This window comes from Leeia aquatica (assembly GCF_012641365.1).
Taxonomy (GTDB): Bacteria; Pseudomonadota; Gammaproteobacteria; order Burkholderiales; family Leeiaceae; genus Leeia; species Leeia aquatica.
Genome location: NZ_JABAIM010000005.1, coordinates 70,786 through 97,062, shown reverse-complemented (window position 1 = coordinate 97,062; position 26,277 = coordinate 70,786). Strand labels below are relative to the sequence as shown.

General features: G+C 60.2%; 29 protein-coding genes. 17 read left to right on the top strand and 12 right to left on the bottom strand.

Translation table 11 applies throughout. From position 1 onward, the window contains the following. Positions 1-9: 9 nt before the first annotated feature. The 11 genes from HF682_RS16925 (at position 10) to HF682_RS16875 (ending at position 7,904) form a co-directional block, all read left to right on the top strand. Positions 10-546 (top strand): KdsC family phosphatase, encoded by a 537-nt coding sequence (locus tag HF682_RS16925; protein ID WP_168878524.1) that lies wholly within the window; start codon positions 10-12, stop codon positions 544-546. Between the two features lie 2 nt (positions 547-548). Continuing rightward, positions 549-1,127 carry an LPS export ABC transporter periplasmic protein LptC gene (gene lptC, locus HF682_RS16920; protein WP_168878523.1) on the top strand — a complete coding sequence of 193 codons (579 nt, stop codon included), beginning with the start codon at positions 549-551 and terminating at the stop codon, positions 1,125-1,127. Beyond that, the gene (lptA, locus tag HF682_RS16915; RefSeq protein WP_168878522.1) at positions 1,111-1,677 is read left to right on the top strand and encodes a lipopolysaccharide transport periplasmic protein LptA; all 567 of its coding nucleotides are present in this window, start codon (positions 1,111-1,113) and stop codon (positions 1,675-1,677) included. Before lptC ends, lptA begins: the two co-directional genes overlap by 17 nt. A gap of 40 nt (positions 1,678-1,717) precedes the next feature. Next, positions 1,718-2,440 carry an LPS export ABC transporter ATP-binding protein gene (gene lptB / locus HF682_RS16910; RefSeq protein WP_168878521.1) on the top strand — a complete coding sequence of 241 codons (723 nt, stop codon included), beginning with the start codon at positions 1,718-1,720 and terminating at the stop codon, positions 2,438-2,440. A 9-nt stretch (positions 2,441-2,449) separates the two neighbouring features. Further along, positions 2,450-3,850, top strand: a complete 1,401-nt coding sequence (locus HF682_RS16905) for an RNA polymerase factor sigma-54 (RefSeq protein WP_168878520.1) — start codon at positions 2,450-2,452, stop codon at positions 3,848-3,850. A 52-nt stretch (positions 3,851-3,902) separates the two neighbouring features. Continuing rightward, a complete protein-coding gene (gene hpf / locus HF682_RS16900; protein ID WP_168878519.1) occupies positions 3,903-4,238 on the top strand; it encodes a ribosome hibernation-promoting factor, HPF/YfiA family in 336 nt (111 codons plus the stop codon). A 141-nt stretch (positions 4,239-4,379) separates the two neighbouring features. Continuing rightward, a complete protein-coding gene (locus HF682_RS16895) occupies positions 4,380-4,832 on the top strand; it encodes a PTS sugar transporter subunit IIA (RefSeq protein ID WP_168878518.1) in 453 nt (150 codons plus the stop codon). A gap of 3 nt (positions 4,833-4,835) precedes the next feature. Beyond that, complete coding sequence (hprK, locus tag HF682_RS16890; RefSeq protein WP_168878517.1) at positions 4,836-5,780, top strand: HPr(Ser) kinase/phosphatase; 945 nt, start codon at positions 4,836-4,838, stop codon at positions 5,778-5,780. Continuing rightward, a complete protein-coding gene (gene rapZ, locus HF682_RS16885; RefSeq protein WP_308418757.1) occupies positions 5,777-6,661 on the top strand; it encodes an RNase adapter RapZ in 885 nt (294 codons plus the stop codon). The genes hprK and rapZ overlap by 4 nt, the downstream gene beginning before the upstream one ends. Positions 6,662-6,670: 9 nt before the next feature. Beyond that, complete coding sequence (locus tag HF682_RS16880) at positions 6,671-7,291, top strand: surface-adhesin E family protein (protein ID WP_168878516.1); 621 nt, start codon at positions 6,671-6,673, stop codon at positions 7,289-7,291. Next, complete coding sequence (locus HF682_RS16875; protein WP_168878515.1) at positions 7,272-7,904, top strand: flavin prenyltransferase UbiX; 633 nt, start codon at positions 7,272-7,274, stop codon at positions 7,902-7,904. Before HF682_RS16880 ends, HF682_RS16875 begins: the two co-directional genes overlap by 20 nt. 25 nt (positions 7,905-7,929) lie before the next feature. Here HF682_RS16875 and HF682_RS16870 read toward each other — a convergent pair whose 3' ends face one another. The 6 genes from HF682_RS16870 to flhB form a co-directional block, all read right to left on the bottom strand. Beyond that, on the bottom strand, positions 7,930-8,718 hold the full coding sequence (locus HF682_RS16870) for a flagellar motor protein (protein ID WP_308418756.1): 789 nt from the start codon (positions 8,716-8,718) through the stop codon (positions 7,930-7,932). Next, on the bottom strand, positions 8,691-9,422 hold the full coding sequence (locus tag HF682_RS16865; RefSeq protein ID WP_168878514.1) for an RNA polymerase sigma factor FliA: 732 nt from the start codon (positions 9,420-9,422) through the stop codon (positions 8,691-8,693). Before HF682_RS16865 ends, HF682_RS16870 begins: the two co-directional genes overlap by 28 nt. 16 nt (positions 9,423-9,438) lie before the next feature. Beyond that, positions 9,439-10,323, bottom strand: coding sequence for a cellulose synthase operon protein YhjQ/BcsQ (locus HF682_RS16860; protein ID WP_168878513.1), 885 nt, complete (start codon positions 10,321-10,323; stop codon positions 9,439-9,441). Next, the gene (gene flhF / locus HF682_RS16855; protein WP_168878512.1) at positions 10,316-11,839 is read right to left on the bottom strand and encodes a flagellar biosynthesis GTPase FlhF; all 1,524 of its coding nucleotides are present in this window, start codon (positions 11,837-11,839) and stop codon (positions 10,316-10,318) included. The genes HF682_RS16860 and flhF overlap by 8 nt, the downstream gene beginning before the upstream one ends. A gap of 81 nt (positions 11,840-11,920) precedes the next feature. Next, positions 11,921-13,996, bottom strand: coding sequence for a flagellar biosynthesis protein FlhA (gene flhA / locus HF682_RS16850; protein ID WP_240947328.1), 2,076 nt, complete (start codon positions 13,994-13,996; stop codon positions 11,921-11,923). Between the two features lie 67 nt (positions 13,997-14,063). Continuing rightward, on the bottom strand, positions 14,064-15,200 hold the full coding sequence (flhB, locus tag HF682_RS16845; RefSeq protein WP_168878510.1) for a flagellar biosynthesis protein FlhB: 1,137 nt from the start codon (positions 15,198-15,200) through the stop codon (positions 14,064-14,066). Positions 15,201-15,741: 541 nt separating this feature from the next. Between flhB and HF682_RS16840 the strand changes: the two genes are divergently transcribed. From HF682_RS16840 to HF682_RS16825, 4 genes are read left to right on the top strand one after another with little or no spacing between them, the layout of a single operon-like run. Next, complete coding sequence (locus HF682_RS16840) at positions 15,742-16,683, top strand: branched-chain amino acid ABC transporter permease (RefSeq protein ID WP_168878509.1); 942 nt, start codon at positions 15,742-15,744, stop codon at positions 16,681-16,683. Positions 16,684-16,702: 19 nt separating this feature from the next. Next, the gene (locus HF682_RS16835; protein ID WP_168878508.1) at positions 16,703-17,932 is read left to right on the top strand and encodes an ABC transporter permease subunit; all 1,230 of its coding nucleotides are present in this window, start codon (positions 16,703-16,705) and stop codon (positions 17,930-17,932) included. Positions 17,933-17,934: 2 nt separating this feature from the next. After that, positions 17,935-18,717 carry an ABC transporter ATP-binding protein gene (locus HF682_RS16830; RefSeq protein ID WP_168878507.1) on the top strand — a complete coding sequence of 261 codons (783 nt, stop codon included), beginning with the start codon at positions 17,935-17,937 and terminating at the stop codon, positions 18,715-18,717. Next, on the top strand, positions 18,714-19,430 hold the full coding sequence (locus tag HF682_RS16825; RefSeq protein WP_168878506.1) for an ABC transporter ATP-binding protein: 717 nt from the start codon (positions 18,714-18,716) through the stop codon (positions 19,428-19,430). Before HF682_RS16830 ends, HF682_RS16825 begins: the two co-directional genes overlap by 4 nt. Before the next feature lie 62 nt (positions 19,431-19,492). On the opposite strand, the gene aroG is transcribed toward HF682_RS16825, so the two are convergent. The 4 genes from aroG to HF682_RS16805 all read right to left on the bottom strand — a co-directional run bounded on the left by aroG (position 19,493) and on the right by HF682_RS16805 (position 23,186). Beyond that, complete coding sequence (gene aroG, locus HF682_RS16820; protein WP_205882151.1) at positions 19,493-20,578, bottom strand: 3-deoxy-7-phosphoheptulonate synthase AroG; 1,086 nt, start codon at positions 20,576-20,578, stop codon at positions 19,493-19,495. A gap of 405 nt (positions 20,579-20,983) precedes the next feature. Further along, positions 20,984-22,387, bottom strand: coding sequence for an oxygen-independent coproporphyrinogen III oxidase (gene hemN / locus HF682_RS16815; RefSeq protein ID WP_168878504.1), 1,404 nt, complete (start codon positions 22,385-22,387; stop codon positions 20,984-20,986). A 105-nt stretch (positions 22,388-22,492) separates the two neighbouring features. Continuing rightward, positions 22,493-22,801: an Rdx family protein gene (locus HF682_RS16810; protein ID WP_308418755.1), complete on the bottom strand. Its 309-nt coding sequence runs from the start codon at positions 22,799-22,801 to the stop codon at positions 22,493-22,495. Beyond that, positions 22,791-23,186 carry an RNA-binding S4 domain-containing protein gene (locus HF682_RS16805; RefSeq protein WP_168878502.1) on the bottom strand — a complete coding sequence of 132 codons (396 nt, stop codon included), beginning with the start codon at positions 23,184-23,186 and terminating at the stop codon, positions 22,791-22,793. Before HF682_RS16805 ends, HF682_RS16810 begins: the two co-directional genes overlap by 11 nt. Before the next feature lie 53 nt (positions 23,187-23,239). On the opposite strand from HF682_RS16805, the gene HF682_RS16800 reads away from it, so the two are divergent. Both HF682_RS16800 and HF682_RS16795 read left to right on the top strand, forming a co-directional pair. Further along, positions 23,240-23,779: a LemA family protein gene (locus HF682_RS16800; protein ID WP_168878501.1), complete on the top strand. Its 540-nt coding sequence runs from the start codon at positions 23,240-23,242 to the stop codon at positions 23,777-23,779. Positions 23,780-23,845: 66 nt separating this feature from the next. Further along, entirely contained in the window at positions 23,846-25,225 is a 1,380-nt protein-coding gene (locus tag HF682_RS16795) for an esterase-like activity of phytase family protein (RefSeq protein ID WP_168878500.1), read from the top strand. 65 nt (positions 25,226-25,290) lie between these two features. Here the strand turns inward: HF682_RS16795 and HF682_RS16790 are convergent, their stop codons facing one another. Continuing rightward, complete coding sequence (locus HF682_RS16790) at positions 25,291-25,878, bottom strand: LURP-one-related family protein (RefSeq protein ID WP_168878499.1); 588 nt, start codon at positions 25,876-25,878, stop codon at positions 25,291-25,293. 87 nt (positions 25,879-25,965) lie between these two features. Beyond that, positions 25,966-26,268, bottom strand: a complete 303-nt coding sequence (locus tag HF682_RS16785) for a hypothetical protein (RefSeq protein WP_168878498.1) — start codon at positions 26,266-26,268, stop codon at positions 25,966-25,968. Positions 26,269-26,277 lie beyond the last annotated feature (9 nt).

The window sequence follows — 26,277 nt, the reverse complement described above, 5'->3', positions numbered from 1 at the left end:
CGGAACACGATGACTGATTTTTCCCCAGAACTGCGTAGCAGAGCCCAGGCCATACGGCTGATGGCGTTTGATGTTGATGGCGTGTTGACCGATGGCAAGCTCTATCTGAACGACGCTGGCGAAGAAATGAAAGCGTTCAATACGCTGGACGGGCATGGGCTGAAGATGCTGCAGGCCAGCGGTGTGGCGGTGGCCATCATCACCGGACGTCGCTCGCGCACGGTGGAACTGCGGGCGACGAATCTCGGAATACAGCACGTGTTTCAGGGCGTGGAAGACAAGCGCAGCTGTTTTCTGGCGCTGTTGGCAGAGTTGCAGCTAAGCCCGGCACAGGCCGGTTTCATGGGGGACGATGTAGTGGATTTGCCGCCCATGCGTAGCAGTGGGCTGGCGGTGTCTGTGCCGGCAGCCCCGGCGGTGGTGCAACAGCATGCCCACTGGGTGACCCGGCGGGCGGGCGGCGAGGGCGCGGCGCGGGAACTGTGTGAGCTGATCATGGCCGCGCAAGGCACGCTGGATGCGCAACTGGCGCGGTATCTGGACTGAGCATGCCACAGTTCCTCAAGGGTGCGCCCTGGTTTCTGGTGCTGGTGCTGGCCTTGCTGTCCGGGCTGGCTGCCTGGCTCGAACGCGTGGTCAACGCGCCTGCCGCGGCACGGGATGGCAGCAGCCGGCATGACCCGGATTACATCATTGAGCAGTTTGAAGCACAGCGCTACGGACCCGCTGGCAATCTGGAGTACCGGCTTGCTGCTGCGCATCTGGAGCACTACCCGGATACCGACAGCAGCGAGCTGCGCGATGCGCGCCTGGTGCAGATGCTGCCGAATCAGCCACAGCTGGTGATTGTGGCCAGCCGGGCGACGCTGGACCGGAGCCAGAAGCGGGTCATCTTCAATGAAGGTGTGATCATTACCCAGGCCGCCTGGCAAAAGCAGCTTCCCATTACCCTGACGACGCGCAACCTGACGGTATGGACAGACCGCAAGCTGGCACAGACGGAAGCACCGCTGCAGCTGGTGCAGGGCAGCAGCAGGGTGGATGCCGTAGGGATGGTGATGGATCAGCAGGCGCGCAAGATCACCTTGAAACATCATGTGAGGGCAAATTATGTACAAGCGAAGTAAGGGGGGGCTGGCGTCCGCCTGTGGCCTGATGTTGCTGTCGCTATGGGCGCACGCCGAGACGGCGGACCGGGACAAACCCATCAATATCCAGGCAGATACCGTGACGCTGGACATGAACAAGGGTACCCGGCAGTTTATTGGCAATGTCCTGATCGTGCAGGGCACCCTGCGGGTGCAGGCCGAGCGGATTGATGTGACCACCAATGATGTGGGCGACATGAAAGCCGTTGGCGTGGGCCGGCCGGTGCAGTTCCGCCAGAAGCAGGACAACGTGGATGAGTATGTGGAAGGGTATGGCGACCGGATGGAGTACGACAGCGCCAAGAACCAGCTGCAATTGCTGGGCAATGCCCGAGTGAAGCGGGGTCTGGATGAGGTGAAAGGGGCCAGTATCTTTTATGACTCGGTCACGCAGCAATATTCCGTCAAAGGCGGCGCCAGTACCACCACCAGCCCTGAAGGGGGCGGCCGGGTCACGGTGACCATCACGCCGAAGCCGCGCCCCGCTGCACCTGCTGCGACCCCGGCACCCGCTCCGGCTCCTCAATGACAGCCGGGCGCAGGGGCCCGCATACTGGTATGATGATTTCATGAGCAAGCTGCGCGCAGAACAATTGCAGAAACGCTACCGCGGACGCACCGTGGTGCATGATGTCAGCCTCTCGGTAGAGAGTGGCGAGGTGGTCGGTCTGCTGGGCCCCAATGGGGCAGGCAAAACCACCAGCTTCTACATGATCATCGGTCTGGTGCCCGCCAATGGTGGGGCGGTGTATTTGGACGACAAGGACATGCGCCACTGGCCGATTCACCGCCGGGCGCGTGCCGGGCTGGGCTATTTGCCGCAGGAGGCTTCCATTTTCCGCCGCATGACGGTGGCGGAAAACGTGCTGTCCATTCTGGAACTGCACGAGCCTAACGAAAAAAAGCGTATGGCGCGGCTGGAAACCCTGCTCGGCGAGCTGCATGTCACCCACTTGCGTGACCAGATGCCGCAGAGCCTGTCGGGCGGGGAACGACGACGGGTGGAGATTGTGCGGGCACTGGCCAGCAACCCCAAGTTCATCTTGCTGGATGAGCCGTTCAACGGTGTGGACCCGATCGCCGTGGCCGATGTGCAGCGGATGATCGGCTTCCTCAAGGATCGCGGCATTGGCGTGCTGATCACCGACCACAAGGTGCGTGAAACGCTGGATATCTGCGACCGGGCTTACATCATCGCCGAAGGCAAGGTGCTGGCCGATGGTCACCCGGAACAGCTGGTCGCCAATGAGGCGGTCCGCAAGGTGTATCTGGGTGAAAGCTTCACCCTGTAGCGGGCAGCAATGAAACCGACCCTGCAACTCAAGCTGTCACAACAGCTGACCCTGACACCGCAGCTGCAACAGGCCATCCGCTTGCTGCAGCTCTCCACGCTGGACATGCAGCAGGAGCTCGATCAGTTCATCGAACTCAACCCGATGCTGGAACGGGCTGATGGGCCGGATGATGTTGCGGAGCCTGTGGCGGAAGGCGATTCGGTCGAGCTGAATGACGCCTGGCAAGCCGCAGGCGAGGCACTGGGCGAGCTGAGCTGGGCCGCTGCGGGCAATGGCAGCCCGGACGATGAGGATGAAGAGCGGGACTGGATGCAGCAAACGCCGGAGTCCATCTCCCTGCGCGAGCATCTGCTGGCCCAGCTGGGGGAGATGAAGCTGCCCCAGCGCGATGCAGTATTGGCCAGCCTGATCGTGGAGGCGCTGGATGAGGACGGCTACCTGCTGGGCGGGCTGGAGGAGCTGATCGACCTGGGTCCGGACGAATGGGAGGTCGACGAAGAGGAATGGCGCATCGCACTGCGCTATGTGCAGCATTGTGAGCCCGCAGGAGTCGCCGCCCGCGCATTGCCTGAATGTCTGCAACTGCAACTGCTGCGTCTGCCGGATTCCGACGTACGGCAGATGGCCCTGACCTTGGTACTTGATCATCTGGACTTGCTAGGCGCGCGAGACTATACCAAACTGAAGAAACGGCTACAGTGCGATGAAGACATGCTGCGGCAGGTGCAACAGCTGATCGGCAGCCTGGATCCGAAGCCGGGGCGCCCCTTTTCGACGGAGAAGCCACGCTATGTGGTGCCGGATGTGGTGGTGGTCAAGCAAAAAGGTAAATGGGTGGCGCATTTGAATGCTGATGCCGTCCCCAAGCTGAAAGTGAACCAGTTGTACGCCAGTATCCTGACCCAACATCGCGGTGCCGACGGCAAGGGCTTGCAGGAGCAACTGCAGGAAGCGCGCTGGATGGTGAAAAACGTGCAGCAGCGTTTTGCCACCATATTGCGTGTGTCACGAGCCATCGTAGAGCGGCAATGGCGATTCTTTGAGCATGGCGAGGTGGGCATGGTCCCCTTGGTGCTGCGCGAGATCGCAGACGAGCTGGACTTGCACGAATCTACCGTCTCCCGTGTCACCAACCAGAAATATTTGCTCTCCCCCCGCGGAATTTTTGAACTCAAGTACTTCTTTGGCAGTCGATTAGAGACAGATACCGGTGGTGCCTGTTCGGCCACAGCCATACGGGCGCTGATCAAGCAATTGATACAAGCGGAGGACCCAGCCAGACCCTTGAGTGATAGTCAGTTGTCGGACATGTTGGCAAATCAGGGGGTAGTGGTTGCTCGCCGCACGGTGGCGAAATACCGTGAAGCGATGCACATTGCACCCGTCAATCTGCGCAAGGCGCTATAGGGCAGAGCCGGTTGAGCGGTGTCTGACCCGAGTTTTCCCCAGGAGGTAAACCATGAATCTGACCATGAGCGGACACCATCTTGAGATCACCCCGGCCATCCGGGAATACATGACCTCCAAGCTGACGCGGGTGACGCGCCACTTTGATCATGTGCTGGACGTGAATGTGATCATGTCGGTGGACAAACTGGTCCAGAAAGTGGAGGCCACGCTCCATGTGCGCGGTAACGACATCTTTGCCGAATCAAGCGACAGTGATCTGTACGCAGCCATTGACGCCCTGATCGACAAGCTGGACCGTCAGGTCCTGAAACACAAGGAAAAGCGGGCTGATCGTCGCCATGATGGCGGTTCGTTGAAGCATCTCCATGGTGAGGCGGCTGAATAAGCGTCGCGCCGAAGCGGTGCAAACAGGAGTACAATGCCACGGCGAGGCAGGGGTTCCCTGCCTCGCCGTTTTGTTTTGCACCGTACCCGGGGAGAATGTGCTCCCGAGGTTGAGCGTGCCGCCCACAGGCGAGCTTAATTCATGAGTTTTTTACACAAGATATTACGTCCCGGCCATGTTGTGCTGGATCTGGATGTCAGCAGCAAGAAGCGGGTGTTTGAGCAGGTTGGTCTGCTGGCCGAGAATGACTATCAGATTGCCCGCAGCAAGGTGACAGACAGCCTGTTTGACCGGGAAAAACTGGGCTCAACCGGCCTCGGACAAGGCGTGGCCATTCCGCATGGACGGATCAAGGGTCTGAAAGAGGCGGTCGGCATTTTCGTGCGTCTGAAGGCGGCCATCCCGTTCGATGCGCCGGATGGCAAGCCGGTGCAACTGCTGTTTGTGCTGCTGGTGCCGGATCATGCCAGCGAGCTGCATTTGCAGATCCTGGGCGAGCTGGCTGAGCTGTTCTGTAGCCGTGCGCTGCGCGAGCAATTGCTGCAGTCGGCGGACCCGGGCCAGGTTTACCGCATGCTCAGTGGACAGGAATGATCCATGCCCCGTATCAGCGTTGCCCAACTGTATGACGACAATCGTGAAAAGCTGGATCTCAGCTGGGTTGCGGGGCGATCCGCCACCGATAGCAACCTGTCGAATGACGACGTAGACCGTGCTTCGCTGGCCCTGGTGGGCCACCTGAACTTCATTCACCCCAACCGCATCCAGGTGCTGGGTCTGGCGGAGATGAACTACCTGCGCAGCCTGAACTTTCCCTCGCTGCATGCTTCCATTACCCGCTTGTTTGCCAACCCGATGGCGGCGATGATCGTCGCCAATGGCGAACAGGTACCGCCCATCCTGATTGAATTCTGCGAAAAGCATCAGATCCCGCTGCTGTCCTCCCCGGAGCACAGCCCCTACCTGATGGATGTCTTGCGGGCCTATCTGGCCAAGGCCCTGGCGGTGTCGACGACCCTGCACGGCGTATTCCTGGATGTGCTGGAAGTCGGCGTGCTGATCACCGGTGAATCGGCCATGGGCAAGAGCGAGCTGGCGCTGGATCTGATCAGTCGCGGCCATGGTCTGGTGGCGGATGACATTGTCGAGGTCTACCGGGTGGCGCCGGAGCTGCTGGAAGGACGCTGCCCGCAGCTGCTCAAGGATTTTCTGGAGGTGCGCGGTCTCGGCATCCTCAATATCCGTACCGTGTTTGGTGAAACCGCCATCCGTCCACGCAAGACCCTCAAGCTGATCATTCATTTGCAAAAAGCCAGCGGTGAGAACCTGGCCGCGCTGGACCGGTTGGAAATGGATGCGCAGACGCAGGATGTGCTGGATGTGCCGGTGCGCAAGGTGGTGCTGCCGGTGGCGGCCGGACGTAACCTGGCGGTACTGGTGGAAACCGCCGTGCGTGCCTATATCCTGCAATTACGGGGCATTGACAGCACCCGTGAATTTATCGAACGGCAGCAGCGCCTGCTGGAAGCGGGAGGGGAGTGACTGTGGTCGAGCTGCAGAACAAGGACTTCCAGCTGGTACTGCTGTCCGGGCTGTCTGGGTCCGGCAAGAGTGTGGCGCTGGCGGTGCTGGAGGACTCCGGTTACTACTGCATCGACAACCTGCCGGCGCATTTCCTGCCGCAAGTGGCCGAGTTTCTGGCGGCGCAAGGCTACCAGCGCGCTGCGATCAGCATTGATGTCCGCAGCGGCCACAGCGTCTCATCCTTGCCGCAATACCTGCAGGCTTTGCGTATCGGTGGGCTGGATGTGCGCCTGCTGTTTCTCGAGGCGCGCACGGAGACGCTGGTCAAACGCTTTTCGGAAACCCGGCGGCGGCACCCGCTGTCGGAAGGGCAGCGTACCGTGGCCGAGTGCATTGAGCTGGAGCGCGAAGAGCTGTCTGATGTGGTGGATTTTGCCCACCACATTGACACCAGTGACATGCGGGCCAATACCTTGCGGGCCTGGATCAAGCTGCTGGTGGGGGTGTCGCGCAGTGAGCAGTTGACGCTGGCCTTCCAGTCCTTTGGCTTCAAACATGGTATTCCGCTGGATGCCGATCTGGTGTTCGATGCCCGCGCCTTGCCCAACCCGCATTACGATCCGCAATTGCGCCCGCTGACCGGCAAGGACCAGCCCGTCGCGGCGTTTCTGCAGGCCGCGCCTGCGGTGCAGACCATGTATGAAGACATCCGGTCGCTGGTCGAGAAATGGCTGCCCGCCTATCGTGAAGAGAATCGCAGCTATCTGACGGTGGCGGTAGGCTGTACCGGTGGTCAGCATCGCTCGGTCTACCTGGTGGAAATGCTGGGGGCCTGGTTCCGTGCCCAGCAGACCGTACTGGTGCGGCATCGGGAGCTGCACGATAGCCGTTTGCTCTAGGGGCCTGTGATGGTCTCCCATGGCTTGGCACGCTGCAAAACCCTGCTTACGGCCATGGCGCTGGCTGGACTGACAACTTCCGCCCATGCGGCAGACTGGCAGCGGCTGCCGGTGGGGGGCGATACCGCGATACACAGTTTTGATGCCAGCAAGCTGGTGTTTGAGCTGGACGAGGTCAGCTACTGGCGGCGGGTACAGTTTGCCACGCCGGTAGAGACGGCCAAGGGCAGCGTGGTGACCGCCTTGTTTCGCGAGCGCATTCAGTGCAAGGTACACACCATTCTGCAGCTGAACTGGCTGCTGTATGACGGACAAGGACGCTTGCTGGATCAATTGCCCGCCAGTGAAACCGATCCTCATTCGATTGTGCCGGATTCGATAGGGGATGCCTTTGCCGAGAAGCTGTGCCCGATGCGACCGGTCAGCCCCAACGCGCCGGGTGCCTCGGATGATACGGGATTGACCGTGGTACCCCGCAAGCCGTTGACCCCGGTACCTGCACCCAAAGCACCGCTTGCGCCGAGCAAGCCGCAACTGACACCTGCCAAACCGGCGACACCCCCTGCGCCTGCCCCGAATGGGGCCGATAACCTGATTGTGATTCCTGGCAATGGCGAACCCAAACCCTGACCCGCAGCCGCCCTATACCGTGTGTGTTGCGCTGACCGGTGCGTCCGGCATGCCGTATGCACTGCGACTGATTGAATGCCTGGCCGAGCTGAAGGTCCGCCAGTACGTCCTGACCTCACAGGCTGCCCAGGTGGTGCTGCGGCAAGAGCTGCCCGACCTGGCGATCCCGGGGCGAGCCGCGGAGCTGGCGGACTGGCTGCGACAGCGCTATGCGGTAGATGAGGCCTTGCTGCAGGTCTTCGGGCGGGAGGAGTGGTTTGCCCCGGTGGCCAGTGGCTCCAACCCGGCGGACGCCATGGTGGTGTGCCCGTGCAGCATGGGCACGCTGGCGGCCATCGCCATGGGCAGCAGTGATAACCTGATTGAACGTGCGGCGGATGTGATGATCAAGGAGCAGCGCAAGCTGATCCTGCTGCCACGTGAAGCGCCGCTCTCTGCCATTCATCTGGAAAACATGCTGAAGCTGGCGCGGCTGGGGGTGGTGATCATGCCACCGGCCCCGGGCTTCTACCATCATCCCAAAACGATTGAGGACCTGGTGGATTTCATGGTCGCCCGCCTGCTGGATCATATGGGCTTGTCTCACCCGATGATCCGCCGCTGGGGCCACTGACGACGGTGTGCTGGAGGTCGGCCACTCAGCGGGGGCTGCCGAGGTAGCCACGCAGCTTGGCCTCAATGATGCGCGGGTTCTCGCCATTGGCAATGGCGCACAGCCCTTCGATATACATTTCCCGCTGTACGCTTTCTTCCTGCACCAGTTGCTTCAGTTTGTTGGCGATAGGCAGGAACAACAGGTTGGCTGAGCCGACGCCATAGATGGTCGCCACGAAGGCCACGGCAATGCCTGCGCCCAGTTTGGACGGGTCCGACAGGTTTTCCATCACGTGGATCAGACCCATCACCGCGCCGAGAATGCCGATGGTCGGGGCATAGCCGCCTGCAGACTCCCACACCCGTGCTGCGCGTTTGGCGTTGTCCTGCCGGGTCTCCAGTTCGATCCACAAGGTCGAGCGCAAGGCATTCGGCTCCACGCCGTCGACCAGCAGTTGCAGGCCTTTGCGGTTGAAATCATCCTTTTGGTCGGTGATGCGGGGTTCCAGTGCCAGCAGGCCGCCGCGACGTGCCAGCTGGCTCCAGGTCACCAGATTATTGAGCAGGGCAGGCAAATCGTATTGCGGTGGGCGTACGATCCAGCGCAGCATGCGCACGCCCTGCCAGAAAATGGGCAAGGGATATTGCAGCATCACGGCGCCGGTGGTGCCCCCCAGGACGATCAGAAAGGCGGTCAGCTGCAGCAAGGAGCCAATATGACCGCCTTCGAGCAACTGGCCGCCCAGGATGGCGACAAAAGAGAGAAGGATGCCGGTGAGGCTGAGGTAGTCAAAGCGCATGGGGGTCAGTTCCGGCGGGGTTCGCTCAGCCACTCGCGCATGCAGGCCCGTAAACGACTGATGGCCTGGGTGTGCAGCTGGCTGACGCGTGATTCGGTTACGCCCAATACCTCGCCGATTTCCTTGAGGTTGAGTTCCTGTTCGTAATAGAGGCTCATCAGCAATTGCTCCCGTTCCGGCAGGCGGCGGATGGCATCGATCAGCGTCTGGCGGAAGCCGTCCTCTTCCAGCAGGGTATGCGGGTTGGCGGCATGGTCGGGCAGCAGGCGGTCGATCAGCGGGTTGTCATCGTCCACCGCAAAATCATCCAGATACAGCAACTGATGCCCGCGCCCATCATCCAGTGTTCTTTGCAAATCGGCAAGGGGCATGCCGAGATGGCGGGCCAGCTCCGACTCGCCTGCCGGGCGACCCAGCTGGTGTTCCAGCTGGGTCATCGCGGATTCCACTTCCTTTAACTGGCGGCGAACCTGGCGTGGTAGCCAGTCGAGCTGTCGCAGTTCATCGAGCATGGCGCCGCGGATGCGCTGGCCTGCAAAGGTTTCGAACTGCACGCCCAGTGTCTCGTCAAAATGCTGTGCGGCCTCCATCAAACCCATCAAACCCACCTGGATCAGGTCATCCACTTCTACATTGGCAGGCAGCCGTACCATCAAATGGTGTGCGATCCGCTTGACCAGCGGGGCCAGAGCGGTGACCCGTTGTGCAATCAGATCCTGTGGGCTGGGTTTGTACATGGCGGGATAAGGCGTTTCACGGCTGCTGTGACGGGAGGAAGGCGCGGTTGCATTCGATCCAGCGGTGTACAAAGGCATCGGGCGGTGTCAGGCTCACCGGCACCAGCCGCTCCAGTACCTCGGCCAGCTGCAGGCAGGCATGGCTGGCCTCGGCATCCGCAAAGGCAGGCATGAGTGGTTGCAGCAGGTGATTGGCACGATGCAAGGTTTCATCCTCCGGCACAAAGCCCAACAAGCGCACGTCGGCCTGGGTATGGCGGCGTGCCACGCGGGCCACCCGTTCGAACAGTTGTTTGGCTGCAGTGTAGTCCGGCGCACGGTTGACCAGCAGCAGGAAATCCCGCTTGGCAAAATCGCGGCTCAATAACTTGATGAAAGTATAGGCATCGGTAATGGCTTCTGCCCGGTCTGCCAGCACAATCAAGCGTTCATCGGTTGCCAGTGCCATGCTGGGCTGGTCGGGGCTGTGTATGGGTGCGGCATCGACCAGCAGAAAATCCACATCCGCTAGCAGGTCGGCAAACTGTTGGGCAAAGCGCGCTTCGCTGTCGGCGTCCAGTCGTGCCAGCTGGCTGGGTTGCACCGAGAGCGGCAGAATCTGCAAATCGGTCGCGGCATCCAGGACCAGGCTCTCCAGTGGTGCGTCGCCTCGCAACACGTCGCCCAGACGTTGGCGGGCACGCATGCCCAGCCGCGCCGCGACATTGCCGGAGCTGTTGAACTCGTCGATCACCAGCACCCGGTTGCCACGATGTACCAGCGAGGTGGCCAGGTTGATGACCAGACTGGTTTTGCCAATGCGTCCCCGGCCTCCGATCAGGCTGATGCTGCGCTGGCTGCGCGCTTGCATCAACTGGCGCAGGCCGGTGGCCTGATCCTGCCGCCACCGAGCTTCAGCCAAGCGACGGGCCTTTGCGATTGGAGCGCAGCACCTGGGCCAGTGGCGTCATGGGTGCGGCGGGTGCGGTCGCTGGGGCAGGTGCAGCCGGCATCGCTTGATGGTTGCTGGGCTGTGCCGCCATGTACAGCGGGTATTCTTCTTGCCGCAGGGCAAAGGTGTCGCTGTCGGCCTGATTCTTGAAGGCGCGGTCGATCAGGTAGAGCGGATTGGGCAGGTGCAGGTCTTCCGGCACGCGCTGACCATTGGTGACATAGTGCAGGGGCAGGCGGTAGCGCAGAATGGCGTCCAGGCTGGCACCCAGGCTGAGTGACTCATCAATCTTGGTCAGCACGCAGCCGATCAGGCCGTGCGCATGCTCGCCGCTATAGCGCCGCACCACATCGTCCAGCGTACCGGCCTGGGTGTTGGCTGCCATCAGCAGCAGTCGCTGGATGCGCTCACCCTGGCCGCTGAGCATGGCAATCTGCTCCACCAGCCGCTGGTCGCGCTGACTCATGCCGACGGTGTCGATCAGGATCAGGTGGCGGTTGGTGAGGTCGGCCAGGGTCAGTTGCAGGTCGTCCTCATCCTTGACCGAATACACCGGTACATTGAGGATCTTGCCGTAAATGCGCAACTGATCGTGGGCACCGATCCGGTAGCTGTCGGTCGAAATCAGCGCAACATGCTGCGCGCCGTATTTCAGGGTATATCGTGCGGCCAGTTTGGCCACGGTGGTGGTTTTCCCCACCCCGGTCGGGCCGACCAGCGCCAAAACACCGCCCCGATCCACCAGCTCGTCTGCGGCGGTGCTGACCTGCAGCTGCTGCTGTAAGGATTGGCGCAACCATTTGTTGATCTGGCTGCCGTTGAGCCCCGGAGGCAGGGGCTCCATCAATTCTCGAGCCAGCCGGGGGCTGAAGCCAGCCGCCAGCATCTGCCGCAGCGCATCCAGCCGTTCCGGATGCTTCTGGCTGAACTCGCCCCAGGCAAAACCGGCCAGCTGGCCTTCCAGCAGCGCGCGCAGCATGCGCACTTCATTGAGCACGTCTTCCTGTGCCGGGTCGGGCCGGGCGCTGGCCGCCGGTGCGGAAGCGGGCGGTGCCTCAACAGACTCAGGGGTGACCTCGTGGTTATCCAGCCATTCCGGTGCGACGTAGCGCTTGGGGGCGGGCGGGGGCGCTGCGCGCGGGGGGGCGGAGTGGCTGATCAGGAAGGGTTCTTCCCGATCCAGGGCCGGAGAAGGCTCGCGGCCACGGCGGCGGGTCACCTGCGGCCAATCAGGCTCGCGTGCCTGCAAGGCGGCATCTGCCTGTGGGGCATGTACCTGGGCTGTGCGGTCCTGTGGTGTCGCCGGGGCCAGCTGCCCTGGGCCGCTGGTCAATTGCGCCACATCGGTGTCGGCGACAGCCATGATCTCGATCCCGCCCCCCGGTACTTGCCGGTTGGAAAGGATGAGCGCATCCGGGCCCAGTGCATCACGCACCTGGCGCAGCGCCTCACGGGTATTGTTGCCGTAGAACTTTTTGACCACCATGGTGCGCACTCTAGCCGATGGCTGCCAGAACGGGAAGGGCGGCGCGCAGATTCAACGCGTAATATGTTGTGTGAATGCGCATCAGCTGCGTCCGCCTATCACGGCCACCACCTGGATGGCTTTGTTATCGGGGATTTCGGCATGCGCCAGAATCTTCAGTTGCGGGATGGAGCGCCGCAGGAAACGCGACAGGATGTTGCGCAAAGGGCCGGGCACCATCAGCACCGAAGGTTGACCTTGCTGCTCACGCTGCTGCACCAGTTCACTCGTCTGCTGCAGCAGGTTTTCAGCCAGGCCAGGCTCAAATCCGGCGCCTTCACCGCCACGGGTTTGCGTCGCTTGCAGCAGCAGGGTTTCCAGATTGGGATCAAGCGCCAGTACCGGCAGGGCGTCCTGCTCTTTGTAGCCGAAGCCGCTATAGGCTTGCTGCACGATGGAGCGTGCCAGCGCGATGCGCACTTGCGCAGTCAGCTCTTCCACATCCTGAGTGCGGGGTACCCATTCGGCCAGGGTTTCAATGATGCTGCGCATGTCGCGGATCGACACATCCTCGCGCAGCAAGGCTTGCAGTACCCGGTGCAGTACCCCGATCGGGATGACCTTGGGCACCAGCTCTTCCACCAGTTTGGGGAACTCCTTGGCCACATGATCGACCAGCTGTTGCACTTCCTCGCGACCCAGCAGCTCGGCCGCATTGGCCTGGATGATGCTGGAGAGGTGGGTGCCAATTACCGTGCTGGCATCGACTACGGTATAACCCAGTGCCTGCGCTTCGTCGCGGCGGCTGGCCTCAATCCAGACCGCGGGCAGGCCAAAAGCTGGATCGCGTGTCTCGTTGCCCGGCAGTGGGCCTAAGACACGACCTGGATTGATGGCCAGATACTGGTTGGCATAAGCCTCACCCTCCGCCACATCGACACCCTTCAGGGCGAGGCGATAGACATTGGGCTTGAGCTCGAGGTTGTCCCGGATATGCACGGCGGGCACCAGAAAGCCGACATCCTGCGCCATTTTCTTGCGGATACCTCGAATGCGCTTGAGCAATTCGCCATCCTGATTACGGTCTACCAGTGAAATCAGCCGGTAGCCAACTTCCAGCCCGATCATGTCAACCGGCTGCACGTCCGCCCAGCTGACCTCAGGCGCCGCAGCGGGCGCGGGTGCGGCTTGCTCTGCCGCTTGTGCTGCCTGCTGGGCCTGCTCTTGCCGTTGGTCCAGCATATAGCCGAGGCCTGCTGCCAGCGCAGCAAAGCTGAGAAAAGCGACATGCGGCATATTGGGGATGACACCAAACAAGGCCAGCAAAACTGCGGTGATGTACAGCACCTGGCCGCGGCGGAACAGCTGGCCGATTAACTGGGTGGAAATGTCTTCATTGGTATCGACACGGGTCACCACAATGCCGGCGGCGGTGGAGATGATCAGCGCCGGTATCTGCGCCACCAGACCATCGCCAATGGTCAGCAGTGTGTAGGTCTTGGCGGAGTCGGCAAAGCTGAGGTCATGCTGCAACATGCCGACGAACAGACCGCCGCCGACATTGAGCAGCATGATGATGATGCCGGCGACAGCATCACCGCGTACAAACTTGGAGGCACCATCCATGGATCCGAAAAATTCGGCTTCCTGCGAAATGGTGGTACGCCGTTTGCGGGCCTCTTCCTCACCGATCAGGCCCGCATTCAGATCTGCATCGATGGCCATCTGTTTGCCGGGCATGGCGTCCAGCGTGAAGCGGGCGCTCACTTCTGCAATGCGCCCGGCGCCCTTGGTCACCACCGTGAAGTTGATCACCACCAGAATGATGAAGACCAGAATACCGATGGCGTAGTTGCCGCCTACCAGAAAGTGACCGAAAGCCTCGATCACCTTGCCAGCGGCGTCCCCCCCGGTATGCCCTTCCAGCAGGATCACCCGGGTGGACGCCACATTCAGTGACAACCTCAGCAGGGTGGTCAGCAGCAAGACCGTGGGAAAGGCCGAGAATTCCAGTGGCTTCTGGGTGTACAGCGCCACCAGCAGCACAATCAGCGACAGCGCAATATTGAAGGTGAAGAACATGTCCAGCAGAATCGCCGGCAATGGCAGGATCATCATCATCAGAATCATGATGATGAGTACCGGTCCGGCCAGTCGGTTCAGGTTGAACTTCTGCATGGTGCTCATGGGCGTGGGGCTTGACCCGTCATTGTAGCGGATTCTGTCGCATCAGGCCTGCGCGGGCTCAGGCATCCATTGCGGGAGGCACCATATCGGCCGGAACGGACAGCTCTTCCGGAAACACGGGCGCTACGCCGCCCACCTGCTGGTAAGTTTTCAACTGGTAGACATAGGCCAGTACTTCCGCCGCTGCGGTATACAAGGGCGCTGGGATGTCCTGCTCCAGTTCGGCGTGCTGATAAAGTGCACGGGCAAAGGGCGGGGTGCGCAGGGTAGGGATGCGGTGCTCGCGACCGATTTCCATGATCCGCTCGGCAATGATGCCCATGCCCTTGGCGATAACGCGTGGGGCACTCATGCCTTCCTGATACTGCAAGGCCACCGCGTAGTGCGTCGGGTTGGTGACAATCACGTCGGCCTTGGGGATGGCGCTCATCATGCGGCGCCGAGCGGCCTCGCGCTGCAAGGCGCGGATGCGTCCCTTGATTTGTGGATCGCCTTCCGACTCTTTGGCCTCATCCTTGATTTCCTGCTTGGTCATGCGCAGGCTCTTGGCGTACTGCCACAACTGGTAGGGCACGTCGACAGCGGCGACCAGCAGCATGCCGCCCAGTGCATACAGCAGCACCTTGATGCCCAGCGTCCAGACGATGCCGATCCCGGTGTTGAGCTCCACACTCAGCAAACCCACCAGCGTTTCTTTTTGTCGCCACAACACCCACAGCGCCGCGCCACCGATCAGTACTGACTTTAATACCGCCTTGAGCAGCTCTACCGCGCTTTGTGCCGAGAACAAGCGTTTGAGCCCATTGAGCGGGCTGACCCGGCTGAAGTCTGGTGCAATGCTTTGCCAGGTAAACAGCCAGCCATGCAGCAGCAAGGGTGCCAGGACTGCTGCAACCGCCACCAGCGCTAGCCAGGGCAGGCTGGCGATCAGCATGTCCAGTGACATCCGGTAGAGCTGCTCCAGCATGGCTTGCGGTGTGCTGTTCTGCGACCATTCAAAGTCCAGCCCTTTCTGCAGCACGGTGGAGAGGGCATGCAACAAACCGGGGCCCAGCATCATCAACCCGGCGACGCCCGAGGCCAGGCTGACCAGGGTGGCCAGCTCCCGCGAGTTGGGCACTTGCCCTCGCTCGCGGGCTTCGCTGATGCGTCTGCCGGTGGCAGGTTCGGTACGTTCGAGGTCTTCTTCAGCCATGGCGTGCCAGGGTCAACAAAGGAGGGGCAAATCCAGCATGGGGCGTAGTTTTGCTACAGCATGTTGGACCAGTAGCTGACAAAATACGACACAAGTCATGAAACTGCACTTTTTTATGCGGACAAGGCTACGTAATACTACGTAGGCAAATAAAATTGCTGCATTGCAATATCAAATTTAAGTTATTTAAAACAATGTTTTTGAGCATATGAATGTTGCAAGGCCGCAATTTTGGTCATCATTGACACACCTATGGGTGCTCCGGATAATCGCCCGTCACACAGGGGTGCCCCCCATGCTTCTCTGTGTGTTTTGCCTTTGTAATCAAAATAATATATGAGGAGCAACATGTTTTGTAACCGTGGCAAACCTCACCGGCATCGCCTGATGCCGCAGTCGGACTGAGTCGCCTGGCGCACAACGCTGGCCCGAACGGATCCGCTTATTATTAGGTAAACCTGATATCGCCGCCTATACATAAGAAAACGGGATCACCATGCATGGCTTGCCATGCAGTAATCGCTAGTGAGGAAACAAATCCGTGGATGAACTCTTACATCAGATTCCCCAGCAGGTCGCCAATGGCCTGGTCAAAGGGAGTCTTTACGCACTGGTCGCCCTGGGTTACACCATGGTGTACGGCATTATTGGCTTGATCAACTTTGCCCATGGCGAAGTGGTGATGATCGGTGCCATGCTGACCATTACCCTCTTGAACCTGTTTGTCAGCATGGGCATTCACCTGCCGGGCGCCGTGCTGGTGCTGATGGCGCTGCTGATCGCCATGCCATGCTGCATGTTGCTCGCCTTTGGCATGGAACGTATCGCCTACCGCCCGCTGCGCAAGGCCCCGCGCTTGGCACCGCTGATTACCGCCATCGGCATCTCGTTGATGATGCAGTATGGCGCCGTGATGTTCTGGACCAGTACCCCCAAAACCTTCCCGCTGGTCATCGACATCCAGAGCGTGACCATTCTGGGCGCTGCGCTGGACAATGTGAAAGTCACCATCATCGTGACCGCATTCGCCATGATGCTGGGCCTGTGGTATCTGGTGGAACGTACCAAGCTGGGTAAAGCCATGCGCGCGACGTCGCTGAATCAGGAAGTGGCCGGGCTGATGGGCATCAACATCAACTATGTGATCTCCATGACTTTTGTGATTGGCGCTGCCCTGGCTGCCATCGCTGGGGTGATGCAGTCTGCCAACTATGGTCAGGCCAGCCCGTTCATGGGGGTGGAGCTGGGTCTGGCAGCGTTCTCAGCTGCCGTGCTGGGCGGTATCGGTAACATCTTTGGTGCCATGGCCGGCGGTATCCTGCTGGGGTTGATTGAAACCCTGGGCATCATGACCCTGTCGATTTTGACCAATGGTGCCATCGGCTCGCATTACGAGCGTGTGTTGTCCTTTGTCGTGCTGATCATGGTGCTGGTGTTCCGCCCGAATGGTTTGTTGGGCGAACGCGTCGCCGAGCGCGCTTGAGTTACCGGAGAGACAACAGATGAACAACAAGATTTTGCGGGTCTCCGCGCTGCTGGCTGCGCTGGCCATCCTCCCCTTCATTGTCAATATCCTGCCCTTCATGGGTACCGGCTGGGTGCGCATTCTGGGCAACACCATGCTGTACGTGATGCTGGCGCTGGGCCTGAACATCGTGATCGGCTACGCCGGTCTGCTGGATCTGGGCTATATCGGCTTCTATGCCGTGGGTGCTTACATCTATGCGTGGGTGTCTTCACCACAGCTGCAAAACATCGGGTTGATGTCCTCAGTGCCGCAATGGTCGATCTGGGTCATCATCCCGTTGGCCGCGGTGCTGGCCGGGGTGGCTGGAGCCTTGCTGGGTGCGCCAACGCTGAAGTTGCGTGGTGACTATCTGGCCATTGTGACCCTGGGGTTTGGTGAAATCATCCGTATTGTGATGAACAACAACCCTGGTGGCGTGACCAGTGGCCCGCAAGGGATTCTGGGCATTGAGCCTATCCACCTGTTTGGCTGGTCCTTGAGTACCAACTGGACCCTGTTCGAGTTTGCCAAGTCGGATGGCTCTACTTTGACAGTCGGCGGTAACAACGTCATCAACCATTACCTGTTTTTCCTGGCGGTGACCGCGTTTGTGGTGCTGTTGATCAGCCGTCTGGAAAACTCCCGTGCTGGCCGCGCCTGGATGGCTTTGCGTGAAGATGAAATTGCCGCTGAGGCGATGGGTCTGAACAAGCGCAATGTGAAGCTGCTGGCTTTCGGTATGGGTGCGTCCTTTGCCGGTATCGCCGGTGCGCTGTTTGCCAGCTACCAAGGCTTTATCAGCCCGGAATCCTTTGTGCTGAACGAGTCGATCATGGTCCTGGCCATGGTGGTGCTGGGTGGCATGGGTTCCATCCGTGGCGTGATTCTGGGTGCCGTGATGCTGCAGGTACTGCCGGAATTGCTGCGCTACTTCCTCGGCTGGGTGCAACCGAAAATCATCGAAAACGTTTCCTTCATCCCGGAAGAGGTGGTTCGCAGCTTCCTGGACCCGAACACCCTGCGCATGTTCCTGTTTGGTCTGGCGCTGGTGCTGGTGATGCGTTTCCGTCAGGAAGGTCTGTGGCCGTCGGTTCGCCGTCGCCAGGAATTGCATGACAATGATGACTCCCCGTTCCCGAGTGCGCATCATCTGAACCAGACCGCGCATGCCAAGATCTCGGAAGATGAACCGAATAACCGAGCCAATACCGGGGAAGGACGCTAATCATGTCAGACGTATTGCTGGAAATCAGTGGCATCAACAAGCGCTTCGGCGGCTTGCAAGCCCTCTCTGACGTGGCCTTGACCATCAAGAAGGGTGAAATTCGTGGTTTGATCGGTCCGAACGGGGCAGGCAAGACCACCCTGTTCAACGTGATGACCGGTTTGTATCAGGCCGACTCCGGGGTGATGACCTTCAATGGCAAGCCGCTGGAAGCCACCAAGCCGCACAAGGTGGTACAGGCAGGTATCGCGCGGACCTTCCAGAACATCCGTCTGTTCCACAACATGACGGCGCTGGAAAACGTGATGGTAGGTCGCCATGTGCGGACCAGTGCGACGGTGATTGGCGCCATGCTGCGCCTGCCTTCCACCTTGCGCGAAGAAAAAGAGATCCGCGAGCAAGCCGAATACTGGCTGGAGTATGTGGGTATTCGCCGCTTTGCCAATGAATCGGCCAAGAACCTGTCTTATGGCGATCAGCGCCGACTGGAAATTGCCCGTGCCCTCGCGACCGATCCCATGCTGGTGGCGCTGGATGAGCCAGCTGCCGGCATGAACGCGTCAGAAACCGAAGGTCTGCGCGCCTTGATGGCCAAGATGCAGAAGGACAACAAGGCCGTGCTGCTGATCGAGCACGATGTGAAGCTGGTGATGGGGCTGTGTGATCGGGTGGCGGTGCTGGAGTTTGGCAAGAAGATTGCCGATGGCGTACCGGCCGAAGTACAAAGCAACCCGCGTGTGATTGAAGCCTATCTGGGCTCCGAAGCAGGAGACGCAGCCGCATGAGCAACATTCTCGAAGTCAAAGACCTGAAGGTGGCTTACGGTGCCATTCAGGCCATCAAGGGCATGTCCTTCCACATCAAGCAAGGCGAAATGGTGGCCTTGATCGGGGCCAATGGTGCTGGCAAGACCACCACGCTGAAGACGCTGGCAGGCATGCTGCGTCCGGCCGCCGGTGAGATCCTGTATCAGGGCCGCCCGCTGTCCAGCATCAAGAACTATGATCTGGTGCGGCATGGTCTGGCGCTGGTACCGGAAGGCCGTGGCATTTTCAGTCGCCTGACCGTGACTGAAAACCTGGAAATGGGTGCCTACTCTCGTACGGACGACAAGGCTGCCATCCAGGCGGACATGGACCGCATGTTCAACATCTTCCCGCGTCTGAAAGAGCGGGCCAAACAGTTGGCCGGCACCCTTTCCGGTGGTGAGCAGCAGATGCTGGCGATTTCACGTGCCTTGATGAGCCGCCCCAAGCTGCTGCTGCTGGATGAGCCGTCGATGGGCTTGGCCCCGATCATCGTGCAGAAGATTTTTGAAACCATCCGTGAGGTGGCCAAGGAGGGCGTGACCCTGCTGCTGGTAGAGCAGAATGCCAAACTGGCACTGCAAACCTGCCAGCGCGCCTACGTGATGGATGGTGGCAAGATCACGCTGGAAGGGGAAGCGCAGAAGCTGCTGCACGACGAAGCCGTGCAGAAGGCCTACCTCGGCGAGTAAGCGCAGCAGTATCAAACAAAAAGGGATGCCTCGGCATCCCTTTTTGTTTGGCGGGGGAAGGATTACTCGCCGCGCGTACGCTTCAGCCGCCGCGCACGCACCCCTTCTGCCAGCAGGGTCATCAGTTCACGGCTATTGTCCCAGTCGATGCAGGCATCGGTAATGCTTTGGCCATAGGTCAGCGGCTGGCCGGGGATCAGGTCCTGGCGGCCGGCACACAGATGGCTTTCCACCATCACGCCGAAGATACGTTCGTCACCCGAGGCCAGCTGGTTGCTGACATCCGCGCCGACGTCCATCTGACGCTGGTACTGCTTGCTGCTGTTGGCATGCGAGAAGTCGATCATCACTTTCTGCGCCAGACCGGCGGCCGAGAGCTGCTGGCAGGAGGCATCCACGCTGGCAGCATCGTAGTTCGGTGTTTTGCCGCCACGCAGGATGACGTGGCAATCCTCGTTGCCCATGGTCGAAACGATGGCGGAGTGCCCCGCCTTGGTCACCGACAGAAAGTGGTGTGGCGCATTGGCAGCCTTGATGGCATCCACTGCAATGCGAATATTGCCGTCGGTACCATTCTTGAAGCCTACCGGGCAGGATAGCCCGCTGGCCAGCTCGCGGTGTACCTGGCTCTCGGTGGTGCGAGCGCCGATGGCGCCCCAGCTGATCAGGTCAGACAGGTATTGCGGGGTGATCATGTCCAGGTATTCTGTCGCCGCTGGCACACCGGCATCGTTGATGTCGTGCAGCAGCTTGCGCGCCAGACGAATGCCTTCATTGATGCGGTAGCTACCGTCCAGCATCGGATCGTTGATCAGGCCCTTCCAGCCGACGGTAGTGCGCGGCTTTTCGAAGTAGACCCGCATCACCACCAGCAGGTCCTGCTCATGGCGCACCTTCTCTTCCTGCAGGCGGCGGGCGTACTCCATGGCGGCGTCGTAGTCATGGATGGAGCAGGGGCCGATGATGACCAGCAGCCGGTCGTCCGCACCGTGCAAGATACGGTGGATGGCCTGTCGGGTTTCCAGGGTCAGCTGCGCGGCGCCTTCGGTGATGGGGTACTCACGCAGCACATGGGAGGGCGGGGCCAGCTCCTTGATTTCCTTGATGCGGGTGTCGTCAGTTTTGGCGATATGGCGTGTCTGGTTCATGGCAGGATGTCCAATCAGATGTTGAATGCGTTGTGTGGCCGCGTGCGGGTCCAGCGGCAGCCCGATCTGGGGCTGGTCCAGCCAGAACGGGGGCAATCCGCAGGCGATTTCGATCTTGCGTGACAGTTCCTCGCCCAGATTGCGCCCGCCGCTGCCGTCCGTCGACAGCAGGCGCGACACATAAGAAGATTGAGCGATGCCCACCGTGCGGGCGAAATCCACCTGGCGACCACCAAAGCGGTGCGCTATCAGGAGCCGCAGATTCTGGCGGCGAATATCAGGGATGGCTTGCATACCTGTATTACACCACAGACATTACCTTATTGGTAATTTTTTTTGAAAGATGGTTGATGTGGTGAAAACCATCATTATTACCTATATGGTAACAATGATGGCTTTGCCGGGCTAAATGGTCTTGGAGTAGCGCTGCAGCACCTGACCCTGACCCAGATAGTGGTCAAACAGCATGGCAATATTCCGTACCAGCAGGCGGCCACGCGGCAGAATGCGCAGGCTATCCTCATCCATGTGCAGCAAGCCTTCCTGCTGGTAGTGCGCGAGCTTGGGCAGAATATCGGAAAAGTATTGCTGGAACTCGATCTGCCACTGTGCCCGGATCTGGCTAAAGTCGAGCGCAAATTCGCACATCAACTGCTGGATCAGGTCGCGGCGGATCACGTCATCCTGCTGCAGGGCAAAGCCACGAAACTGGGGCAGGCGGCCTTCATCCAGCGCGGCGTAGTATTCCTCGGTGGTGCGCACATTCTGGCTATAGCTGTGGCCGATCTTGCCGATGCCGGATACCCCCAGCGCCAACAGATCAATATCGTCATGGGTGGAGTAACCCTGGAAGTTGCGGTGCAGGGTGCCTGCGCGCTGGGCAATGGCCAGTTCATCATCCGGCAGCGCAAAGTGGTCCATGCCGATATAGCAGTAACCTGCTGCCTGCAGCTTGTCGATACACAAGCTGAGCAGGTCCAGCTTTTCACTGGCGCTGGGCAGGTCCGCCTCATTGATGCGGCGCTGCGGCTTGAACAGGTGAGGCAGGTGGGCGTAGTTATAGATGGAGAGCCGGTCGGGCCGGGCGGCGATGACTTTGTCCAGCGTGGCGGTAAAGCCGGCTACGGTTTGCTTCGGCAGCCCATAAATCAGGTCGATGGAGATGGAGTGAAAACCACACTCACGCGCCGCTTTCAGGACAGACAAAGTCTCCGCTTCACTCTGGATGCGGTTGACCGCCTGTTGTACCTCCGGGTCAAAATCCTGTACCCCAAGGCTCATCCGGTTGAAGCCCAGCTCTCGCAGCAGCTGGATGGTTTGCGGCTGCACCTTGCGCGGGTCGATCTCGATCGAAAACTCACCCTCATCATCCGGTGCGAACGGAAAGGCGGCGCGTAGGCGCTCCACCAGCCAGCGCAACTGCTCATCGCTCAGGAAGGTGGGGGTGCCGCCGCCGAAGTGCAGCTGCTCGACCCGTGCGCCGGCAAACAGGGGGCGCTGCAAGGCCAGTTCCTTCTCCAGATACTGCAGATAGACTTCGGCCTTGCCGGTATCTTTGGTAATGATCTTGTTGCAACCACAGTAGTAGCAAATGGTGTTGCAGAACGGAATATGCACGTACAGTGACAGTGGCCGATTGACGCCCGGTACAAAACAGGACGATGCCACCTGGCGGTAGTCCTGCTCGGTAAAACCGGCGTGGAAACGGTCTGCCGTCGGGTAAGAGGTATAGCGTGGACCGTTGCCGGCCAGCCGCTCAATCAGCGCGCGGTCAAACTGGAGGTTCTGTACATCAAGGTGGGCAGACATGGTCGTTAGCGTCCGGGGCAAACAGGATACCCGGAGACTAGCAGTGAACTGCAGCGTGGGCTTTGATGCCCATCAAAGGCCTATGGGGTGGCCCGGTATCAAGTGTCAGTGGTTTGACGGGGCGTCCGTCTGGCGGTCGCTATGACCCAAGGAACGCTCCGGTGCCACCCGGTCACGGATGCGCTGCTTGATCTCTTTAGCCTCGGGAAAACGGTCTTCCTGCTTGCGGTCCCAGATCACCTCGCCGTCCAGCGTTAGCCGGAAAATGCCGCCGCTGGAAGGCACCAGCGCGACTTCAGTCAGCTCGTCCGTATCAAAGGTGGTCAGGACTTCCTGCGCCAGCCAGGCGGCACGCAGCAGCCAGCGGCACAAGGTGCAATATTCAATGCGCAGGATGTGGGAATCAGTAGCCACGGAGTTTTCCGATCTGTCTGCGGTCGCGTTTGCTGGGGCGGCCGCTGTCTTCATGCTGGGCCTCATAACGCGGTGCCAGGCTTTGCTGCAACTGGACCGCTTCACGTGCCTGCACGCTCTCAGGGGTTTCCTGATAGAGCGATTGTGCCAGTGTCGCACTGCCGCGCTGTTCGGCCAGGGCCTGTACCACCACTTCAAACAGGCCATGCGCCACCTGAATATGCAGGGTGTCGCCCACTTTGACGCTACGAGCGGGTTTGCTGCGCTGGCCATTCAGGCGCACGTGTCCGGCATCAACAGCCTGGCTGGCGAGGCTACGGGTCTTGAAGAAACGGGCCGCCCACACCCATTTGTCGAGGCGAACTTCGGTGAGCAAGTCAGGCATGATATGGTTTAATGCTGAATTCATACGGCAGGCGAGAGATGAAGGAGATTGTAATGCGAATCCGGGCAATGCGGGGTGTTGCGCTGGCCTTGTTGCTGTCGCTGGGCTTGGCAGGGTGTGGCTTTGGTGAGCTGCGCTCGCAACATGCCGCAACGGAGCGTGCCTGGCGCGATGTGGTGGAGCAGGATCAGCGCTGGCTGGCGGTGTTGCCCAAGTTGCTGCAATTCTGTCAGGGCAAGGGCAGCATGGCACCCGCACTGGTACAGCTGCAGGCGTATCTGGGGCGGGTACCCAATGCAGACAAAGCAAAAGGTTTGCTCGACGATGCCGTTGCCTTCCAGCAGTACCAGGCCCTGAAGCAGGCCCTGCACGGTACGGTGCTTCAGCTGGGTCAGCAAGTGCAGCAGCAATCCCCTGATTTGTTGATTGACCCGCATTATCGTGACTGGATGTGGCAGGCCCGGCAGATGCAGCAAGAGCAGCAAATGGCCTGGCAGCATTACCGCAGCGAAGCCGATCAATTCAACCAGACGGCGGATCATTTCCCGAAGAGCTGGAGCGCGACCTTGCTTGGTTTGTCCAAGCGCCCCTGAACGGTGTGTCACGCAGGCGTCACATCGGGCCACTAAGCTGCAGCTTTTTCTGCTGGAGTTCCTCGCATGAAGCTGCATCGTGCCTTGCTGGCGCTGTCCTTGGGGTATGCCTCGACCCTGTCTGCCGCACCGCTGACCGCTGAAGAGGTGACCGTACGCCGCCTGCAGGTGCAGGTACCGTCCACCTTTGCCGTGAAGTCTGATGCCATGTCGGCCGAGGTCAAGGCGGCCTTTCCTGGGGGCTTCCCGCAAAGTCTGGGTTCCGGCCTGGCATTGAAAGTGGCCAAGGCAGGCAAGCTGCAATTCTGGGTGCTGAATGACCGTGGCCCGAATGGTGACTCTCCGCTGTGGCAAGACGGTACGCAGCGTATGTCGAGCAAGGTGTTCCCGGTGCCGGACTTCGCTCCTGCTTTCGGTGTGGTGGAAGTCAGCGAGGAAGGCGCACGCCTGCTGGAGATGCAGCCCCTGCGCGATGCGCAAGGCAAGGCCCTGAGTGGCCGCCCCTTGCCACCGGGCAGCGTAGGCAGTTCACTGGAAATGCCCTTGACCGATCGCCTGCAGGCCCTCAGTTATGATGCGCAAGGTGTGGATCCGGAGGGCATCGTGGATGCCGGTGACGGCACCCTGTGGCTGTGCGATGAGTATGGCCCCTTCCTGCTGCAGGTCGAAGCCAAGACCGGGCGCGTGCTGCAACGGCTGGCGCCGGGCAGTGGCTTGCCGGACATTCTGCGCTATCGTCGTCCCAATCGCGGTTTTGAAGGTGTCGCGTTTGACCATGGCAAGGTCTATGGTTTGGTGCAAAGTACGCTGGACATCGAGGGCAAGACGGAGGACGCGACCTTTGTCCGCCTCGTGGAATACGATGCCCGCAGCAAGCAAACCCGTAACTTTGCCGTCCCGATTGAGCCGGTGTACAAAAAAAACCGTGATGCCAAAATGGGTGACCTGCTGGCACTGGGGCAGGGTCGTTTCCTGATGGTGGAGCAGGGCAAGGGTGCGGACGGGGTGATGCGCAACAGCGTGTTCCTGCTCGACCTGAATGGTGCCAGCGACCTGCAACAACGCACGGTGGAGGGCAAACCGCTGGAGAGCATCAATAGCCGCCAGGGCCTGCTGAGCCAGGGTATCCAGCTGGTGCGCAAGGAAAAGCTGCTGGAAATGCGCGATCTGGGCTGGATGGAAGAAAAGCTGGAGGGGATCACCCTGCTGCCGGATCGTCAGACGCTGGCAGTGGCCAACGACAACGACTTTGGCTTGAAGGCCAGCCTCGGCAAGCAGAAAGACTGGGAAAAGGTGGTAGCCGACAGCAGCGGCCAGGTGAAAGACCTGAGCGGCAAGGTGCTGGAAGAGCGCTACAAGATCGAAGCCCAGGCCGCTTCTGACAGTCGCAGCCGCCTGTGGCTGGTGAAGCTGCCGAAGAAAGTGGATCAGTACTTCGGCTTCTAAACAAGGTGACCGGGGCAGCATCCTGCCCCGGTCGCTGGCCTAATACCGCACAAGGGGCCGAGCGCTTATTCCTTCAGCACCATGTCGATGCACATCACCGCCGCCATGATCAGCAGGCGTACCGGATCTTCCTTGCTAACCCCATCACTGATGCGCAGCATGTAGTTGTCCGCACTGGTGAACAATTCCTTGCCTGCCCCCGCCCACTTTTTACTGACGTGGGCCAGTTCACGTTCACCCTGCATGAAGCGGAAATCCCAGCCGGTCCATTTGCCTTTCAGGGTGCAGATTGGCTCACCCATCGGGTTGAGGATGGTGAACTTTCCGCCGATGGTAAGCAGTCGCTGCCGAAATAGCCCCACCTCACGGCCTTGCTCATCCAGTACGGCCACTTTGGAGCGCAACAGGCTGATACCGCGTTTGACGGTCAGGATGGGCTGGCCTTCCGGCGTGCGCAGCACCACCTCAAACGGCGTCATGCGCTTGTAATCGGTAAAGCGGAACAGTTTGGTCATGAACCCCAGATGGGGTTCCCGGCACTCGATCAGTTTCTGCCCGTTTTCCGGGCAGTAAACGTCAAAATTGTTGGCCGCCTTGAACATGCCAACGTGTTCTTTGACCAGAAACAGATTGCGCTGCAGTACAGCATGCATGGGGATGATCCTCTCGGTATGCGGGGCAGCCCACGCGGGCTGCCCCATTGTTTATACCTGAGCCGGATGACAGCCGCAAATCATGGGCTATGGGTGGTGCAAGGTGTGCGGCGGCTCGGCAGGGGTATCACTGCGCAACACCCAGCGCACCGCCAGCCCGACCAGATGAGCGATGCTGTAGATCACCAGCACCTCCCGCCCCAGCTGGCTGAGCAGGGGGCTGACGCGGAACAGGGTGATGCTGTGCTGCAGGGTGAATTCCAGCCAGCTGAGCAGCAGCAGGGTGCTGATGGTGACTGCATAGACCCGGAAGGGCCCTCGCCACACCAGCATTGGGCAGATCAGGATCAGCATCAGCGGTACACCGAGAATGTAGAGGGCGTAGGTCATGGCGGTCTC